The sequence below is a fragment of the Pantoea sp. GL120224-02 genome, assembly GCF_900215395.1.
GTDB classification, from domain to species: domain Bacteria; phylum Pseudomonadota; class Gammaproteobacteria; order Enterobacterales; family Enterobacteriaceae; genus Pantoea; species Pantoea communis.
On sequence record NZ_OBEC01000002.1, the window covers coordinates 115,658 to 134,138 of the forward strand.

An 18,481-nucleotide genomic window follows, 5' to 3' on the forward strand; every position below is an offset into this window, starting at 1 on the left:
GTAATGCTCTTAGTAAACCAGTACGGCACGACGGTTTTTAGCGTAAGCCGCTTCGTCATGACCCAGTACAGCTGGTTTTTCTTTACCGTAAGAAACGATAGACATCTGGTCAGCAGAAACGCCTTTACCCTGCAGGTACATTTTCACTGCGCTAGCACGACGTTCGCCCAGGGCGATGTTGTACTCTGGGGTACCGCGCTCATCCGCGTGACCTTCGATGGTGACTTTGTAAGACGGGTTGCCGCGCAGGAATGCTGCGTGCTGATCCAGCATCTGAGCATAGTCAGAAGCCACGTCATACTTGTCCAGACCGAAGTAAACGATGTTGTTCTGCTGCAGCTGCTGCATCTGCAGACGCGCTTGCTCATCAGAAGACATGTTACCGTTCTGGCCAGCACCGTAAGCGCCGTTGTCTGCGCCCATACCAGTCTGGTCGTTGTTGTTGTTTTTGTGCGAGCTACATGCAGCTACCGCGATTACCGGCAGAGCCAGCATCAAACCCTTCAGCACTTTGTTCAGTTGCATTTCTTTATCCTATTATTTTGTTTGCTATACATTGTCATCCCCCGCTATGCAGGGGACTCATGCATTACAGATACGGCGACCAGGCAGGGAATTTGACCTGTCCATCAGTTGCCGGAAGACGCGCTTTGAAACGCCCATCTGTTGAAACCAACTGCAACACGGAACCCATCCCCTGAGTAGAGCTATAGATTACCATCGTGCCGTTAGGCGCCAGACTTGGCGTCTCATCCAGGAACGTGTCCGTTATTGTTTGAACGGCTCCCGTTACCAGATCCTGTTTGGCGACATGCTGAGCGCCACCGGCGCTGCTGATCATCACCATGGTTTTGCCGTCAGTTGACACATCCGCATCCTGGTTCTGAGAACCTTCCCAGGTAATACGTTGTGGCGCACCGCCGTTGATACCCACTTTATAAATCTGAGGCGCACCTGCCTGATCCGAGGTATAGGCCAGTGTCTGGCTATCCGGGAACCAGGTCGGTTCGGTGCTGTTGTAGCGACCGTCGGTCACCTGACGCGTCTGACCTGAGGCCAGATCCATCACGTACAAGTTCAGGCTGCCAGTTTTAGACAGCGCGAACGCCAGTTTTGAACCATCCGGCGAGAAGGCCGGTGCACCGTTATGGCGCGGGTAAGAAGCCACCTGACGGATGGCACCGTTTGCCAGCGTTTGTACCACTAACGCCGACTTACCACTTTCAAAGGTCACGTAGGCCACTTTGCTGCCGTCTGGAGACCATGCTGGTGACATCAACGGTTCTGGTGAACGGTGCACGGTAAACTGGTTGTAGCCATCGTAGTCAGATACGCGCAGTTCATACGGGAACTGGCCGCCGTTGGTTTGCACCACATACGCGATACGCGTACGGAATGCGCCTTTGATACCGGTCAGCTTCTCAAACACTTCATCACTGGCGGTGTGGCCTGCATAACGCAGCCATTGCTTAGTGACTTTATAAGAGTTCTGCGCCAGGACTGTTCCAGGTGCGCCGCCGGTGTCCACCAGCTGGTAAGCAATCTGGTAGCTACCATCTGGGTTCGGCGTGACCTGACCCACGACAACCGCATCAATACCCAATGCGCTCCAGGCAGCAGGTTGAACTTCCTGCGCGCTGGCGGGCTGCTGTGGCAGACGTGAACGATCCAGCGGGTTGAATTTACCGCTGTTGCGCAAGTCAGCCGCGACGATGCCGCCAATGTCTTCTGGCGCCGCGCCTGGGCCAGCCCATTTGAACGGCACCACACCAATTGGACGTGCGGTGTTCACGCCCTGCGTAATTTCAATGCGCACTTCTGCGTGCAGCATGGCTGCCCACAGCAGTACAAAAAAACCTAAGGTTACACGAAGTGCCTGCTTCATCTTTTCTCCCTTATCTGAACCTGAGTCCACGATAATTCGCACAGTTCCTGAAAAACACGAGTGTTCATAAATTACGGCAAGCTAACCTTAGTTCAACCTGCCGTGAGTTACTGCATTATTCCGGTTTGAAACGCATTGGGGCGTTTTTAAACACTTCATACACCGCTTGCGATGGCGGCTTAGGAATTCGAGCCTGCTTCGCGGCGGTGATTGCGGCCTGGCACAATGCCGGGTCGCCACCTTCTGCTTTGACATCAATCAGCAAACCGTCAGGTGCCAATTTAATACGCAGATTACACTCTTTACCCTTAAAGGTATCCGCATCGTAGAAGCGACTTTGAATCGCACCAACGACCTGTCCCATGTAAGAGTTAATCTCAGCGCCTGATGCACCCGCTTTCTTCTGATTCCCCTGCCCTGCCGCACCGCCAGAAGCCGTGCCACTTTTCGGTGCATTCTTACCGGACGAGAGACCACCTAACAGGTCATCAACATCACTTTCATTCTTGGCAGCTTCAGAAGCGGCTTTCTTTTTAGCATCTGCGGCTGCTTTCGCTTTGGCTGCTGCATCAGCTTTCGCTTTCGCATCGGCAGCCGCTTTCTCTTTCGCTGCCTCAGCGGCTTTCTCTTTTGCTTCTGCGGCAGCTTGCTCTTTAGCCTCTTTGGCTTCCTGAGCGGCTTTCGCCTTCGCATCAGCTGCAGCCTGCGCTTTGGCCTCTACGGCAGCTTGCGCTTTCGCTTCGGCGGCGGCTTTGGCTTGCTCTACCGCTTTCTCTTTCGCCGCTTCAGCAGCCGCTGCTTTGGCCTGTTCGTCCGCTTTCTTCTTCGCGTCCGCTGCAGCCTGCTTCGCCTCTTCTACCGCTTTGGCTTTGGCATCTGCCGCCGCTTTAGCTTGCGCATCCGCTTCAGCTTTGGCGTCGGCCTTAGCTTTTGCGGCAGCCGCTTCTGCAGCTTTCTGCTGATCCTGCGCCTGCTTCGCGGCCGCTTCAGCGGCTTTCTGTTGCTCAGCTTGCTGTTTGGCCTGCTCTTTGGCTTCCTGCTGCGCCTGCAAACGCTCTTTTTCCAGCTCTTTCAGACGCTGCTGCTCAGCGGCTTGCTTCTGCTGTAACTCTTCGGCCTGCTGCTGCGACTGTTTCTGACGCTGCTGCTCGGCACGCTGGCTGTCGCGTTGCTGATTCTGCTGGCGGTTGTACTGTTCAACCACCGCGCCGGAATCGACCATCACGGCATCAATGTCACTGCCGCCGCCACCGCCGCTGGATTCGATCTTTTCGTTAAACGAGCTCCAGATCAGCAGGGCGATCAGCACGATGTGCAGAATCACCGAAATGATTATCGCGCGTTTTAACTTGTCGTTCTGCTCGGTTACCTTCGACACTCTCGGATCCCAAAAACGGTTCGCTTTAAATCGGCTGTGTCATCAAACCGACAGATTTCACGCCTGCCTGATGTAACAGGTTCAACGCCTTGATGATTTCGTCGTAAGGCACATCCTTCGCGCCACCAATCAGGAATACCGTCTTCGGATTGGCTTCAATGCGGCGCTGTGCTTCGCTTACCACCTGTTCCGGCGGCAGCTGCGTCATACGATCGTGATCCACTACCAGGCTGTATTGCCCGACGCCAGCCACTTCAACAATGACCGGGGGATTATCATCCGTTGAGACCGTTTTCGAGTCGGTCGCATCAGGCAGGTCCACTTCCACGCTTTGCGTAATAATCGGCGCAGTTGCCATAAAGATGAGCAGCAACACCAACAGTACGTCCAGCAGTGGAACTATGTTGATTTCCGACTTAAGGTCGCGGCGCCCGCGACCACGGGTTCTGGCCATCGTTAACCTCGACTTACTTCGTGTTGTCGGTGGAGAAAGCCTGACGATGCAGGATAGCCGTGAACTCTTCCATAAAGTTGTCGTAGCCCTGCTCCAGCTTGTTGACGCGCTGGTTCAGACGGTTATACGCCATAACGGCAGGAATGGCCGCGAACAAACCGATGGCAGTGGCGATCAGCGCTTCGGCAATACCCGGCGCAACCATCTGCAACGTCGCCTGTTTCACCGCGCCAAGCGCGATAAAGGCGTGCATGATCCCCCACACCGTACCGAACAGACCGATATACGGGCTGATGGAACCAACGGTGCCAAGGAAAGGAATGTGGTTTTCCAGCGCTTCCAGTTCACGGTTCATTGAGATGCGCATCGCACGGCTGGCTCCCTCGACCACCGCTTCTGGCGCGTGGTTGTTAGCACGGTGCAAACGGGCAAACTCTTTGAAGCCCGAATAGAAAATTTGCTCAGATCCGCCCAGCTCATCGCGGCGTCCCTGGCTTTCCTGGTACAGGCGCGATAACTCGATGCCTGACCAGAACTTATCTTCAAAGGCTTCGGCTTCGCGACCCGCCGCATTCAGGATGCGCGTGCGCTGAATAATGATCGCCCATGAGGCAATAGAAAAGCCGATCAAAATCAACATGATAAGTTTGACCAGAAGGCTCGCCTTCAGGAACAAATCAAGAACATTCATGTCAGTCACTGCTTGAACTCCGCGACAATAGACTTGGGAAGCGCAATCGGCTTCATTAGATGTGGGTTGATGCAGGCAATCAGGACTTCTGCTTCATTCAGCACTTTGCCTTCTGCATTCACGATACGCTGCGAGAAGGTCATGGTGGCGCGAGTCATGGCGGTCACTTCACTCTGGATATCCAGAAGATCGTCAAGACGTGCTGCGGCAACAAAGTCTATCGTCATGCGTCGTACCACAAACGCCACCTGTTCTTCTAACAGGGCTTGTTGATTGAAATGGTGCTGGCGCAACATCTCGGTACGTGCTCGTTCATAGAAAGCAAGATAACTGGCGTGGTAAACCACACCACCGGCGTCGGTGTCTTCGTAATAGACCCTAACCGGCCAGCGAAACAGCGTTGTACTCACTCTACATCCCGGTCTCATTTTAAACGTTGCTACTATACGCAAGTGAGATCGGCTTGGGAATGGTCCGCCAGAGCCAGGAGAAAATAATTATCACACGTTAACAACTGGAAGGAATTTCAGGATATTTCTTGACCAGGCGCTGACATAAACTCACGTCAGCGCCCGAATGAAGCGGATAAAAAACAGCCTTGGGGGCTCAATGATAGAACCAATAGATTCCCAGAATCAGTACGATCATCGCAGGCAACGGTGAAAACACGGCTCGCCAGCGCGTTTGCAATGGACGGAAGCCCGTACCATGAATCACGCCGGTGCACACCGCCCAAATCATCAATAATCCATGCCAGATGGCTAAGTCGCTCGTGCGGGCGGCAAAGCGTGACGGTTGCCAGATAACACAGCCCGCCAGCCACAGCGCCAGTATCAGCGAAAGGGCCCGTAACGGGCCCTTGTCCATCAGACGATACAGCGTCTGAATCAGTGTGCGCATCAGTGTTGTTTATCCTTTGCGCCACTCTCTTCTGCTTGCTCAATCGCCAGCGCCGTGATCACGCCAAACGCACAGGCCAGCAAAGTGCCAAGAATCCAGGCAAAATACCACATGCTCAATCTCCTTAATCAGTACAGGGAGTGCGTATTGCTCTCAATGTGTTCTTTGGTGATACGGCCAAACATCTTGTAATAACACCACGCGGTATAGGCGAGGATAATCGGGACAAAGATGATGGCGGCGAAGGTCATCACTTTCAGCGTCAGCAGGCTTGAGGTGGCATCCCACATGGTCAGGCTAGTGCCCGGCACGGTGCTGGAAGGCATGATGAACGGGAACATCGCGATGCCTGCAGTCATGATGACGCATGCCAGCGTCAATGAAGAAAAGACAAACGCCCAGGCGCCCTTCTCCATGCGCGAACAGAGCACGGTCAGCAGCGGCAGCACCACGCCAAGCAGCGGGAACAGCCACAGGATTGGCGTCTGTTCAAAGTTCACCATCCACGCACCGGCTTCACGCACCACTTCTTTGCCCAGCGGGTTGGATGCAGCGTGATGATCGATGACGCTTTTCACCACATAGCCATCAATTCCGTATTTCACCCACACACCGGCTAATACGAAGCACACCATCATCACCAGCGCACTGATTTGCGCGGTGCCGCGCGCTCGCAGGTGCAGATCGCCGTTGGTACGCATCTGCAGATAGGTCGCACCTTGTGTCAGGATCATCGCGACGCTGATCACACCCGCCAGCAAGCCAAACGGATTGAGTAACTGGAAGAAGTTACCGGTGTAGAACAGACGCAGATACTCATCCGCATGGAAAGGTACGCCCTGCAGCAAGTTGCCGAAGGCCACGCCAATCACCAGTGGTGGTACAAAGCTGCCGATGAAAATGCCCCAGTCCCAGGTGTTGCGCCAGCGCATGTCCTCAATCTTCGAACGGTAGTCAAAACCCACCGGGCGGAAGAACAGCGAAGCCAGCACCAAAATCATCGCCACATAGAAGCCGGAAAACGCGGCGGCGTAAACCATTGGCCAGGCGGCAAACAGCGCGCCACCCGCGGTGATCAGCCATACCTGGTTGCCGTCCCAGTGCGGGGCGATGCTGTTAATCATGATACGTCGTTCGGTATCGGTACGGCCAAGGATGCGCGTCAGCATACCGACCCCCATATCAAACCCGTCGGTAACCGCAAAGCCAATTAGCAGCACGCCAATCAGCAACCACCAGACAAAGCGCAATACTTCATAATCAAACATGGTTGCTCTCCTTATCCACGAACGGGCTGAGCAGCCGCTTTCACGGTCTCATGATGGTAGCGGCCAGTCTTCAGGCTGCTAGGACCCAGACGGGCGAACTTGAACATCAGGTACATTTCCGCCACCAGGAAAATGGTGTAGAGACCGCAAATCAGAATCATTGAGAACAGCAGATCGCCAACGGTCAGTGAGGAGTTCGCTACGGCGGTTGGCAACACTTCACCAATCGCCCAAGGCTGACGACCGTACTCAGCAACAAACCAGCCCGATTCAATGGCAATCCATGGCAGCGGAATACCGTACAGTGCCGCCTTAAGCAGCCAGCGGCTCTTGCCAATGCGGTTACGAATCACGCTTAGGAATGACAGAGCGATAATGCCCAGCAGCAGCACGCCACACAGCACCATGATGCGGAAGGCGAAATAGAGCGGTGCCACACGTGGAATCGAATCCTGTGTCGCTTTCTGAATCTGCGCTTCAGTCGCATTCGCCACATCCGGGGTGTAGCGCTTCAGCAGCAAGCCATAACCGAGATCCTGTTTGCTGGCTTCGAACTGGCTACGCACCGCAGGATCTTTGCTGCCCGCGCGCAGTTCATTCAGCAACGCGTAGGCTTTCATGCCGTTGCGGATACGCACTTCATGCTGCGACAGCAGATCTTTCAGACCGGTGACCGGTGTATCCACCGATCGCGTCGCGATCAGCCCGAGCAAATACGGGATTTGAATCGCGTACTTGTTCTCCTGCGAATCCTGATCGGGAATACCAAACAGCGTGAAGGCCGCAGGTGCAGGCTGCGTTTCCCACTCGGCTTCAATTGCCGCCAGTTTGGTTTTCTGCACGTCACCCATTTCATAACCGGATTCATCACCCAGCACGATAACGGACAGAATCGCGGCCATGCCAAAGCTGGCTGCAATACCGAATGAGCGCTTAGCGAAAGCCACATCGCGGCCTTTCAGCAGATACCATGCACTGATACCCAGCACGAACATCGCGCCAGCGGTGTAACCTGCTGCCACAGTGTGGACAAATTTCACCTGCGCAACCGGGTTGAGCACCAGCTCGGAGAAGCTCACCATCTCCATGCGCATGGTTTCGAAATTGAATTCAGAAGCGATTGGGTTTTGCATCCAACCGTTCGCCACCAGAATCCACAGCGCAGACATGTTAGAACCGAGCGCCACCAGCCAGGTTACCGCCAGGTGCTGGACTTTGCCAAGGCGATCCCAACCGAAGAAGAACAGACCAACAAAGGTGGATTCAAGGAAGAACGCCATCAAGCCTTCAATGGCGAGCGGCGCACCAAAGATATCGCCGACGTAGTGGGAGTAATATGACCAGTTGGTCCCGAACTGAAACTCCATGGTGAGACCGGTTGCGACACCCAGCGCAAAGTTGATACCGAACAACTTGCCCCAGAACTTGGTCATGTCTTTATAAATTTGCTTACCCGTCAGGACATATACGGTTTCCATGATCGCCAACAAAAACGCCATACCCAGCGTTAAGGGGACGAACAGGAAATGGTACATCGCCGTCAGGGCAAACTGTAAACGCGACAGCTCGACAATATCTAACATGATGACTCCTTGCTCCTCGCATGAATTTACTCTGCGGCTGACAACGGTAAACAGCGAACATTGACGTGCAGAATAAGATCCAGGAACGACTGATTATTGATTCCAGTTTTATTACTGACAGAACAGAGAAATCTGTAGCCCGAAATGAGTGAGTAACAGTGGTGAAAATTTCCCGAAAAACCGATCGCTTCAATCTGTTTCGAGCAGGAGTGTGATCCAAGAAGGCGGCAGAATTGCGCTAACAACGCCTGGCTCAAACTCCTGAAAATTCGCGGAAAAGACTGAATTGATGCAGCGCAATTTATACCGTTTGTCGTGCGTGATGCCAGCAGTAAAGTTTGTTATATCTCACGCTTTATTGATCTGGATTAAGACAATAATTTTTCAGATATGTAGTGTTAGCGTTGTTGTTAATTAGTTGTCATGAACGCGTGATGCAATTAAGGAAATAATTACTTCTCCCGTATTTTTTTAACGTTAATACCGGATACTCAGGTTTAATTTCCCCTGTGAGATCACGCACATTTTCCTATCTTTACCTTACCAACTCAGTAAGCATAGCCGCAGATTGTATCTCCGTTACGGTTTTTCCCTGCTTTTTGTGTGCCTCTGCACAGGGCGCTGTTGCCACTGGCTATCCCTCTCTTCCAGACATAAAAAAAGCCACCCGAAGGTGGCTTCATGCACATCAACAGTGATGACTTATTTGATTGGCAGAACGGCTTTAACAGCGTCACCAATGTCAGCCAGGCTGCGTACGGTTTTCACACCGGCCGCTTCCAGCGCGGCGAATTTCTCGTCAGCGGTGCCTTTACCACCAGCAATGATGGCGCCTGCGTGGCCCATACGTTTGCCTTTCGGTGCAGTTACACCCGCGATGTAGCCGACAACCGGCTTAGTCACGTGCTCTTTAATGAAGGCTGCGGCTTCTTCTTCCGCGCTACCACCGATCTCACCGATCATGACGATCACTTCGGTCTGTGGGTCATCCTGGAACATTTTCAGGATATCGATGAAGTTTGAACCTGGGATCGGGTCACCACCGATACCGACGCAGGTTGACTGGCCATAGCCGATGTCAGTGGTCTGCTTAACCGCTTCATAGGTCAGGGTGCCTGAACGAGACACGATACCTACGCGACCTGGCTGGTGAATGTGACCTGGCATGATACCGATCTTACATTCGCCTGGGGTGATCACACCTGGGCAGTTCGGGCCAATCATGCGCACGCCAGCTTCATCCAGCTTCACTTTCACGGTCAGCATATCCAGCGTTGGGATACCTTCGGTGATGGTGATGATCAGTTTGATGCCTGCGTCGATGGCTTCCAGGATACCGTCTTTGCAGAACGGGGCTGGAACGTAGATCACGGTAGCAGTGGCGCCAGTGGCTTCTACCGCTTCACGCACGGTGTTAAACACTGGCAGACCCAGATGCGTGGTGCCGCCTTTGCCTGGCGTGACACCGCCAACCAGCTGCGTACCATAGGCCAAAGCCTGCTCAGAGTGGAAAGTCCCCTGGCCACCGGTGAAACCCTGGCAAATGACTTTGGTGTTTTTGTCGATAAGAATGGACATTATTTACCCTCCGCGGCAGCAACAACACGCTGCGCAGCGTCTGTCAGGCTGGTTGCTGCAATGATGTTCAGACCGCTGTCCGCCAGTTTCTGCGCGCCCAGCTCGGCGTTGTTACCTTCCAGACGTACCACCACTGGCACGTTCACACCCACTTCTGCAACTGCACCGATGATGCCGTCTGCGATCAGGTCGCAACGCACGATGCCGCCGAAGATGTTAACGAATACTGCTTTAACAGCATCGTCAGACAGGATGATTTTGAAGGCTTCGGTTACGCGCTCTTTGGTTGCGCCGCCGCCGACATCAAGGAAGTTAGCAGGCTGGCCACCGTGGTGTTTCACGATGTCCATAGTACCCATTGCCAGACCAGCACCGTTCACCATACAGCCGATGTTGCCATCCAGCGCAACGTAGTTCAGTTCCCACTGTGTTGCGTGTGCTTCACGTGGATCTTCCTGGCTTGGATCGCGCATTTCACGCAGCTCAGGCTGACGGAACAATGCGTTACCGTCGGCGCCCAGTTTGCCATCGAGGCAGATCAGGTCGCCCTGCTTGGTGATCACCAGCGGGTTGATCTCAACCATCGCCAGGTCGCGTTCCAGGAACATGGTCGCCAGACCCATGAAGATTTTGGTGAACTGGCTAACTTGCTTACCGGACAGGCCCAGTTTGAACGCCAACTCACGACCCTGGTATGGCTGAGGTCCGGCCAGCGGATCCAATGCCATTTTGTGGATCAGGTGCGGGGTTTCTTCCGCCACTTTCTCGATTTCCACGCCGCCTTCGGTGGAAGCCATGAAGATCACGCGACGGGTAGCACGGTCAACGACCGCACCCAGATACAGTTCCTGGTCGATGTCAGTCGCGGCTTCAACCAGAATCTGGTTTACCGGCTGGCCATCAGCATCAGTTTGGTAGGTCACCAGACGCTTGCCCAACCAATGCTCAGCAAATGCACGGATATCTTCCTTGCTGTTCACCACTTTCACGCCACCCGCTTTACCGCGGCCACCGGCATGTACCTGACATTTTACTACCCACGGACCTGCGCCAATTTTAGAGGCGGCTTCTTCTGCTTCACGTGGCGTAGCGCAGGCGTAACCAGTTGGAGCTGGCATGCCATAGCGAGCAAACAACTGCTTCGCCTGGTATTCATGTAAGTTCATGATGTTCTATCCATTCAGATATGAGTTTGGGCGCACCGTTGTGCGATGCGCCCGGCGAAAATTAGACGTCCAGCAGCAGACGCGCCGGATCTTCCAGCATCTCTTTCACCGCGACCAGATAGCCCACGGATTCGCGACCATCGATCAGACGGTGGTCATAAGAGAGTGCCAGATACATCATTGGCAGGATCACAACCTGACCATTGACCGCCATCGGGCGCTCTTTGATCGCGTGCATGCCCAGAATCGCGCTCTGCGGTGGGTTGATGATCGGCGTAGACATCAGGGAACCGAACACACCGCCGTTGGTGATGGTGAAGTTACCGCCGGTCAGCTCGTCAACCGTCAGCTTACCGTCACGGCCTTTCACCGCCAGTTCTTTAATTTTCTTCTCGATGTCAGCCATGCTCAGCGCATCAACATCTTTCAGCACTGGGGTTACCAGGCCGCGCGGCGTAGACACCGCGATGCTGACGTCGAAGTAGTTGTGGTAAACCACATCTTCGCCATCGATAGAAGCGTTCACTTCTGGATAGCGTTTCAGGGCTTCAACCACCGCTTTGATGTAGAAGGACATGAAGCCCAGACGCACACCGTGACGTTTCTCAAACGCGTCGCCGTACTGCTTGCGCAGATCCATGATCGGCTTCATGTTGATTTCGTTGAAAGTGGTCAGCATCGCGGTGCTGTTTTTCGCTTCCAGCAGACGCTCAGCCACACGCTTACGCAGACGCGTCATTGGTACGCGTTTTTCGCTGCGGTTAGCCACAGCAGCCTGTGGTGCCGCGGCCGCTGCTGCAGGCGCCGCTTTCGCGCCGTCAGCTTTCTTCGCGACATGCTTCTCAACATCTTCACGCGTCAGACGACCACCCACACCGGTGCCTTTAATCTGGCTCGCGTCGAGGTTGTTTTCAGCGATCAGGCGACGAACCGCTGGGCTCAGCGCATCGTTGCTCTCTTCTTCCAGAGACGCGGTTTTACGCTGTTCTGGTGTCGCTTCTTTCGTTTCTACTTTCGCAGAGGTCTCTTTACCACCGCTGTTGCCTTCCACCAGGCGGCCTAACAGCTGGCGCGAGAGCACCGTAGCGCCTTCGTCTTCCAGAATCGCTTCCAGTACACCGTCTGCTGAAGCAGGCACTTCAAGCACAACTTTGTCCGTTTCAATCTCAACCAGTACTTCATCGCGACTGACCGCATCGCCGGGTTTTTTGTGCCAGGTTGCAACCGTTGCATCCGCTACGGATTCAGGCAAATCGGGAACCAGAATTTCTACGCTACTCATTTTCTTTCCTTTTAATTAACCAAGGTTCAGCGCGTCGTTAACCAGGTCTTGCTGCTGTTGTTGATGTACGGACATGTAGCCCACGGCTGGTGAAGCAGAAGCCGGACGACCTGCGTAACGCAGTGACGCACCGAAGGGAACCACTTCGCGGAAATGATGCTGACTGCAATACCATGCGCCCTGGTTCAGTGGCTCTTCCTGACACCAGACGAAATCCTGCACATGCGCATAATTTTTCAATACGTCCTGCACCACTTTGTGCGGGAACGGATAGAGCTGTTCGATACGCACGATGGCGACATCGGTCTGCTCATTCTTGCGACGCTGTTCCAGCAGATCGTAATAAACCTTACCGGAACACATCACCACGCGTTTCACTTGTTTCGGATCCAGATCGTCAATCTCGCCAATCGCCGGTTGGAAGCTGCCATTGGCCAGCTCTTCCAGGCTGGAGACCGCCAGTGGATGGCGCAACAGCGATTTCGGTGACATCACAATCAGCGGACGGCGCATACCGCGCAGCGCTTGACGACGCAGCATGTGGTAAACCTGTGCTGGCGTTGACGGCACGCATACCTGCATGTTCTGTTCAGCACAGAGTTGCAGATAGCGCTCCAGACGCGCAGAGGAGTGCTCTGGCCCCTGGCCTTCATAACCGTGTGGCAGCAGCATCACGAGGCCACACATACGGCCCCACTTCTGCTCGCCGGAGCTGATGAACTGGTCGATCACCACCTGAGCACCGTTGGCGAAGTCGCCGAACTGCGCTTCCCAAATGGTCAGCACGCGCGGTTCTGCGGTGGCATAGCCGTATTCAAAGGCCAGTACCGCTTCTTCTGACAGCACGGAATCCCAGACCTTGAACTGACCCTGGCCGTTATGGACATGGTGCAGTGGGGTGTAGGTTGAGCCGTTGGTTTGGTTGTGGATCACCGCATGACGGTGGAAGAAGGTGCCGCGGCCGGAGTCTTCACCCGACAGACGAACAGGAATGCCTTCATCAACCAAGGTCGCGTACGCCAGGTTTTCCGCGCCGCCCCAGTCAAATGGCTTGTTGCCTTCCGCCATTTCTTTACGGTCATTGTAAATCTTCGCCACGCGCGACTGCACTTCGACGGCTTCCGGTACGCTGCTAATGCGACGCGCCAGCTCTTGCAAGCGTTTGTACTCAACCGTGGCAGGATAGTTTTCATCCCACTCGTGGTTCAGGTACGGCGACCATGTGAAGGAGTGCAGGCTCATCGGACGCCATTCTGGCACCACGCATTCGCCTTCATCCAACGCATCACGGTAGAGATTGACCAGTTCGGTCGCATCTTCTAACGTCGCCACACCTTCGCTCTCCAGCTGATCGGCGTAGATCTTACGTGGCGTTGGGTGTTTCTTGATTTTCTGGTACATCAGCGGCTGGGTTGCACTTGGCTCATCCGCTTCGTTATGGCCGTGACGGCGGTAGCACACCAGATCGATAAACACGTCGCGTTTAAAGGTGTTGCGATAATCCAGCGCCAGGCGAGTCACGAAGGCCACCGCTTCTGGATCGTCCGCATTCACGTGGAAGATTGGCGCCAGCACCATCTTGCCGATGTCGGTGCAGTAAGGCGTTGAACGCGCATCTTTCGGGTTCGAGGTGGTGAAACCTACCTGGTTGTTAATCACGATGCGAACGGTACCGCCCACTTCGTAACCGCGCGCCGCAGACATGTTCAGGGTTTCCTGCACCACGCCCTGGCCGATCACCGCCGCATCACCGTGGATGGTGATCGGCAGAACTTTGTTGCTGCCTGGCTCAGCCAGACGATCCAGACGTGCACGCACCGAACCCATGACCACTGGGCTTACGATTTCGAGGTGTGACGGGTTAAACGCCAGCGCCAGGTGCACTAAACCACCTTCGGTTTCAACGTCAGACGAGAAGCCCATGTGGTACTTCACGTCGCCGGTGCCGAGGTGCTCTTTGTGTTTGCCGGAGAATTCGTCAAACAGATCCTGTGGCTTTTTACCCAGTACGTTGATCAGGACGTTGAGACGACCACGGTGTGCCATCCCCAGTACCACTTCACGCGTACCGCTTTTGCCTGCATGGCGAATCATTTCGCGCAGCATCGGCACCAGAGCATCACCGCCTTCCAGTGAGAAGCGTTTTGCACCCGGGAATTTCGCGCCGAGGTATTTTTCCAGACCTTCAGCCGCGGTCAGCTCTTTCAGGAAACCTTTTTTCTCGTCGCTGCTGAATGACGCATGGCCGACCACCGATTCCAGACGCTGCTGAATCCAGCGTTTCTCATCGGTGTTGTTGATGTGCATGTACTCTGCACCAATCGAGCCACAATAGGTCTGCTGCAGTGCCGCGAACAGATCAGCCAGCTTCATGGTCTCTTTACCAATGGCAAAGGAACCTACGTTAAAGCTTTCCTGAAAATCGGCGTCGGTGAGATCGTGATAAGAAGGGTCAAGATCCGCCACCCGATCCTGTTTCCACAGGCCGAGCGGATCGAGGTTAGCGTGCTGATGGCCGCGGAAGCGGAACGCATTGATCAGCTGCAGCACTTTAACCTGTTTGGAATTAGTAGCCGGATCGGTGACTGAGGATGTGTAGCGGGTCGCATCTTTTGCCAGGCGGCGGAAGTAATCACGCGTGGTGGAGTGAAACTGCTCAGGTTTCACGCCAGTGCCGGGCAGCTGTTGGAACAGCTCGCGCCACATTTCATCAACTGAGTCAGGATCGGTCAGGAAATCCTCATAGAGTTGCTCTATGTAGGATTGGTTCGCGCCGGCCAGCCAGGAGGAGTCCAGCCAGGGTTTCATCGCGCTGTTCTGCATTGTGATCCCTTAAGCATTAATCTGCTTTTTATGAGGTTTCATTTGTTGCCGCTTTCGCGGCTTGCCGTAGTGAGTTCAGCGATACGAACCTGTGCGCAACCGGCGCCTGGCCCGTAAGGGAACCTTTATAAGCGTGGTCAGTACCGCGCTTATAAAGGCTTCCGTAAACTGCCGGGAACCTTAAGTTCCCGGACAGTGACTTCAGTGTGTTACGCCCCGCGTTGCAGCAGCATCGACTTAATATGGCCGATAGCGCGCGTCGGGTTTAGTCCTTTCGGGCACACGCTCACACAGTTCATGATGCTGTGACAGCGGAATACACTGAAAGCATCGTTCAGATTGTCCAGACGCGCATCGGTTTCGGTATCGCGGCTGTCGATCAGGAAACGGTAAGCGGCTAACAAACCTGCCGGACCGATGAACTTGTCCGGGTTCCACCAGAACGATGGGCACGAGGTTGAGCAGCAAGCGCACAGAATACACTCGTACAATCCATCCAGGTGCTCACGGTCTGCCGGGGTCTGCAGATGCTCGCGTGCTGGCGGATTTTCCCCATTATTCAACAGGAAAGGCTTAATCTTCTCATACTGCGTATAGAATTGTCCCATATCAACGACGAGGTCGCGGATCACCGGCAAACCAGGCAGTGGACGGATAACAATTTTCTTCGTGCCATTACCCAGCGCGGAGACTGGCGTGATGCAGGCCAGACCATTTTTACCGTTCATGTTGAGGCCGTCAGAACCGCACACACCTTCACGGCATGAGCGACGGAAGGCCAGCGTCGGGTCCTTCTCTTTCAAACGGATCAGCGCGTCCAGCAACATCATGTCACGACCGTCTTCTGACTCCAGCGTGTATTCCTGCATACGCGGTTTGTCATCGACTTCCGGGTTGTAACGATAGATAGAAAATTCGAGTCTCATGATGATCTCCGCAATTAGTAGGTACGCGCTTTCGGCGGGAAGGCCGCACGCAGTTTCGGTTGCATGTTCACCTCACGGCGCGTCATGCTTTCCGTTTGCGGAACATAGAGGCTGTGACACAGCCAGTTAGCATCATCACGTTCCGGGTAGTCGAAGCGGCTGTGTGCGCCACGGCTTTCGGTACGGAAGTTTGCAGCGACCGCCGTGGCGTACGCGGTTTCCATCAGGTTATCCAGCTCAAGGCACTCGATACGTTGGGTGTTGAAATCTGGCGAACGGTCATCAAGACGCGCTGACTTCAGACGTTCACGAATCACTTTCAGCTCTTCCAGACCTTCACGCATCGCATCACCTTCGCGGAATACCGAGAAGTTGTTCTGCATGCAACGCTGCAACGCTTTACGGATTTCAACCGGATCTTCACCCGTGGTGTTATTTTCCCAGCGGTTGAAGCGCGCCATGGCGGCATCAATGTTTTCCTGCGTGGCTTCGCGCAGTTCACCCTGCTCTTCCAGACACTCCAGCAGGTGCACACCCGCCGCGCGGCCAAATACCACCAGGTCGAGCAACGAGTTACCGCCGAGACGGTTAGCGCCGTGTACTGATACACAAGCAATTTCGCCTACCGCGAACAGGCCCGGAATCACTTCGTCTTCACCCTGCTCGTTCACGCGCAGCGCCTGACCGGTCACTTTGGTCGGCACGCCGCCCATCATGTAGTGGCAGGTTGGAATAACCGGAATCGGCTCTTTAACCGGATCGACGTGCGCAAAGGTACGCGACAGCTCAAGGATACCCGGCAGACGCGATTCCAAAACTTCTGCGCCCAGATGATCGAGTTTCAGCTTGATGTGCGGGCCCCATGGACCGTCACAACCACGGCCTTCACGAATTTCCACCATCATGGAGCGTGCGACCACGTCACGACCTGCCAGGTCTTTGGCGTTTGGCGCATAACGCTCCATGAAGCGTTCGCCGTGTTTGTTCAGCAGGTATCCACCTTCACCACGGCAACCTTCAGTGACCAGCACACCCGCACCGGCGATACCGGTTGGGTGGAACTGCCACATTTCCATATCCTGCACCGGCACACCGGCACGCAGCGCCATACCTACGCCGTCACCGGTGTTGATGTGCGCGTTAGTAGTGGACTGGTAAATACGGCCTGCACCGCCCGTTGCCAGAATGGTCGCTTTCGCTTTGAAGTAAACGGTTTCACCGGTTTCCATGCAGATAGCGGTACAGCCGACAATCGCACCGTCTTCATTTTTCACCAGATCCAGCGCATACCATTCGGAGAAGATGGTGGTTTTGTTTTTCAGGTTCTGCTGATACAGGGTATGCAGCAGTGCGTGGCCAGTACGGTCGGCTGCCGCAGCGGTACGCGCCGCCTGCTCACCGCCGAAGTTCTTCGACTGACCACCAAACGGACGCTGATATACGCGGCCGTCATCAAGACGGGAGAAAGGCAGACCCATGTGTTCCAGTTCCAGAATCGCTTCCGGACCGACGTGACACATATACTCGATCGCGTCCTGGTCACCGATATAGTCGGAGCCTTTGACGGTATCGTACATATGCCATTCCCAGTTATCTTCATGGGTGTTACCCAGCGCAACGGTAATACCGCCCTGCGCCGATACGGTATGAGAACGGGTTGGGAAAACTTTGGATAACAGGGCACAAGTCTGGCCCGATTGGGAGATTTGCAGAGCCGCGCGCATTCCCGCGCCACCCGCGCCGATCACCACGGCATCAAATTCTCTGACTGGCAAACTCATTTACACACCCCACACAACAACGATTCCATAAACGGCATACGACAACAGCGCGACCACAATCACAAACTGCAGCAGCAAGCGGGTTGCTACTGGTTTAACGTAGTCGGTCAGGACCTGCCACATACCAATCCAGCCGTGGACCAGAATCGAGAACAGCGTCAGTATCGTAAACACTTTCGTGAAGGCAGAGGCGAAGAAGCCGTGCCAGGCGTCATAGGTCAGGGTGCCGGTCATCACCACAAAACCAAGGAGGTAGATGATGTAGAGCGTCATTAAGATTGCAGCAGCACGCAGTAACAGCCAGTCATGAATACCGTTGCGTCCTAATGCAGAAGCATTGCTTACCATACGAGGACTCCAGCCAAAATTGAGAGCACGACAGTGATACCAAAAGCCGCTTGCGCGGAACGGGTTCCCACCTGCAGGGTTTCTTCCATAAAGCCAAAATCAGCCAGCATATGACGAATACCGCCCACGACGTGGTACGCCAGCGCAGTCAGGATGCCCCACATGATGAATTTGGCGAAGAAGCTGTCCATGATGGAAGCCGCTTGCTGGAAGCCTTCAGGAGAAGAGAGAGAGAGACCCAGTAACCAGAGCAGTATTCCGAGAGCGACAAAGGTGATCACGCCGGAGACGCGGTGGAGAATGGACGATATTGCAGTAACGGGAAACCGGATCGTCGAGAGATCCAAGTTAACAGGTCTTTGTTTTTTCACGGTTTTGCCCACACAGCTCTTTTTTATTTTGCTTCCTCCGGACCTGA

18 protein-coding genes are annotated in these 18,481 nt (G+C 54.5%); all 18 read right to left on the minus strand.

Features of this window, described 5'->3' with window-relative positions:
- Positions 1 to 9: 9 nt before the first annotated feature.
- The 18 genes from pal to sdhC all read right to left on the minus strand — a co-directional run bounded on the left by pal (position 10) and on the right by sdhC (position 18,446).
- Positions 10 to 525: a peptidoglycan-associated lipoprotein Pal gene (pal, locus tag CRO33_RS05410; RefSeq protein ID WP_034829168.1), complete on the minus strand. Its 516-nt coding sequence runs from the start codon at positions 523 to 525 to the stop codon at positions 10 to 12.
- Between the two features lie 64 nt (positions 526 to 589).
- Positions 590 to 1,885, minus strand: coding sequence for a Tol-Pal system beta propeller repeat protein TolB (gene tolB / locus CRO33_RS05415; RefSeq protein WP_097117411.1), 1,296 nt, complete (start codon positions 1,883 to 1,885; stop codon positions 590 to 592).
- Between the two features lie 115 nt (positions 1,886 to 2,000).
- Positions 2,001 to 3,263, minus strand: coding sequence for a cell envelope integrity protein TolA (gene tolA / locus CRO33_RS05420; RefSeq protein ID WP_097117412.1), 1,263 nt, complete (start codon positions 3,261 to 3,263; stop codon positions 2,001 to 2,003).
- Positions 3,264 to 3,288: 25 nt separating this feature from the next.
- The gene (tolR, locus tag CRO33_RS05425) at positions 3,289 to 3,717 is read right to left on the minus strand and encodes a colicin uptake protein TolR (protein WP_034829164.1); all 429 of its coding nucleotides are present in this window, start codon (positions 3,715 to 3,717) and stop codon (positions 3,289 to 3,291) included.
- A 13-nt stretch (positions 3,718 to 3,730) separates the two neighbouring features.
- Positions 3,731 to 4,417 carry a Tol-Pal system protein TolQ gene (tolQ, locus tag CRO33_RS05430; RefSeq protein ID WP_034829162.1) on the minus strand — a complete coding sequence of 229 codons (687 nt, stop codon included), beginning with the start codon at positions 4,415 to 4,417 and terminating at the stop codon, positions 3,731 to 3,733.
- Positions 4,414 to 4,836 carry a tol-pal system-associated acyl-CoA thioesterase gene (gene ybgC, locus CRO33_RS05435; protein ID WP_202404442.1) on the minus strand — a complete coding sequence of 141 codons (423 nt, stop codon included), beginning with the start codon at positions 4,834 to 4,836 and terminating at the stop codon, positions 4,414 to 4,416. Before ybgC ends, tolQ begins: the two co-directional genes overlap by 4 nt.
- A gap of 178 nt (positions 4,837 to 5,014) precedes the next feature.
- Complete coding sequence (ybgE, locus tag CRO33_RS05440) at positions 5,015 to 5,308, minus strand: cyd operon protein YbgE (protein WP_045833524.1); 294 nt, start codon at positions 5,306 to 5,308, stop codon at positions 5,015 to 5,017.
- Positions 5,308 to 5,421: a cytochrome bd-I oxidase subunit CydX gene (cydX, locus tag CRO33_RS05445; protein ID WP_058962355.1), complete on the minus strand. Its 114-nt coding sequence runs from the start codon at positions 5,419 to 5,421 to the stop codon at positions 5,308 to 5,310. The genes ybgE and cydX overlap by 1 nt, the downstream gene beginning before the upstream one ends.
- A 15-nt stretch (positions 5,422 to 5,436) precedes the next feature.
- Positions 5,437 to 6,576, minus strand: a complete 1,140-nt coding sequence (cydB, locus tag CRO33_RS05450) for a cytochrome d ubiquinol oxidase subunit II (protein ID WP_058962354.1) — start codon at positions 6,574 to 6,576, stop codon at positions 5,437 to 5,439.
- Positions 6,577 to 6,587: 11 nt separating this feature from the next.
- Positions 6,588 to 8,159: a cytochrome ubiquinol oxidase subunit I gene (gene cydA / locus CRO33_RS05455; RefSeq protein ID WP_097117413.1), complete on the minus strand. Its 1,572-nt coding sequence runs from the start codon at positions 8,157 to 8,159 to the stop codon at positions 6,588 to 6,590.
- A gap of 702 nt (positions 8,160 to 8,861) precedes the next feature.
- Positions 8,862 to 9,737, minus strand: a complete 876-nt coding sequence (gene sucD, locus CRO33_RS05460) for a succinate--CoA ligase subunit alpha (RefSeq protein ID WP_034829155.1) — start codon at positions 9,735 to 9,737, stop codon at positions 8,862 to 8,864.
- Positions 9,737 to 10,903, minus strand: coding sequence for an ADP-forming succinate--CoA ligase subunit beta (gene sucC, locus CRO33_RS05465; protein ID WP_097117414.1), 1,167 nt, complete (start codon positions 10,901 to 10,903; stop codon positions 9,737 to 9,739). Before sucC ends, sucD begins: the two co-directional genes overlap by 1 nt.
- Positions 10,904 to 10,964: 61 nt before the next feature.
- A complete protein-coding gene (gene odhB / locus CRO33_RS05470; RefSeq protein WP_034829152.1) occupies positions 10,965 to 12,185 on the minus strand; it encodes a 2-oxoglutarate dehydrogenase complex dihydrolipoyllysine-residue succinyltransferase in 1,221 nt (406 codons plus the stop codon).
- Between the two features lie 15 nt (positions 12,186 to 12,200).
- Positions 12,201 to 15,008, minus strand: coding sequence for a 2-oxoglutarate dehydrogenase E1 component (gene sucA / locus CRO33_RS05475; RefSeq protein ID WP_097117415.1), 2,808 nt, complete (start codon positions 15,006 to 15,008; stop codon positions 12,201 to 12,203).
- A gap of 209 nt (positions 15,009 to 15,217) precedes the next feature.
- Positions 15,218 to 15,934: a succinate dehydrogenase iron-sulfur subunit gene (locus CRO33_RS05480; protein WP_034829149.1), complete on the minus strand. Its 717-nt coding sequence runs from the start codon at positions 15,932 to 15,934 to the stop codon at positions 15,218 to 15,220.
- Between the two features lie 14 nt (positions 15,935 to 15,948).
- Positions 15,949 to 17,715 carry a succinate dehydrogenase flavoprotein subunit gene (gene sdhA / locus CRO33_RS05485; protein ID WP_097117416.1) on the minus strand — a complete coding sequence of 589 codons (1,767 nt, stop codon included), beginning with the start codon at positions 17,713 to 17,715 and terminating at the stop codon, positions 15,949 to 15,951.
- Positions 17,716 to 18,063, minus strand: a complete 348-nt coding sequence (gene sdhD / locus CRO33_RS05490) for a succinate dehydrogenase membrane anchor subunit (RefSeq protein ID WP_058962135.1) — start codon at positions 18,061 to 18,063, stop codon at positions 17,716 to 17,718.
- Positions 18,057 to 18,446 carry a succinate dehydrogenase cytochrome b556 subunit gene (gene sdhC, locus CRO33_RS05495; RefSeq protein WP_034829146.1) on the minus strand — a complete coding sequence of 130 codons (390 nt, stop codon included), beginning with the start codon at positions 18,444 to 18,446 and terminating at the stop codon, positions 18,057 to 18,059. Before sdhC ends, sdhD begins: the two co-directional genes overlap by 7 nt.
- Between the last annotated feature and the right edge of the window lie 35 nt (positions 18,447 to 18,481).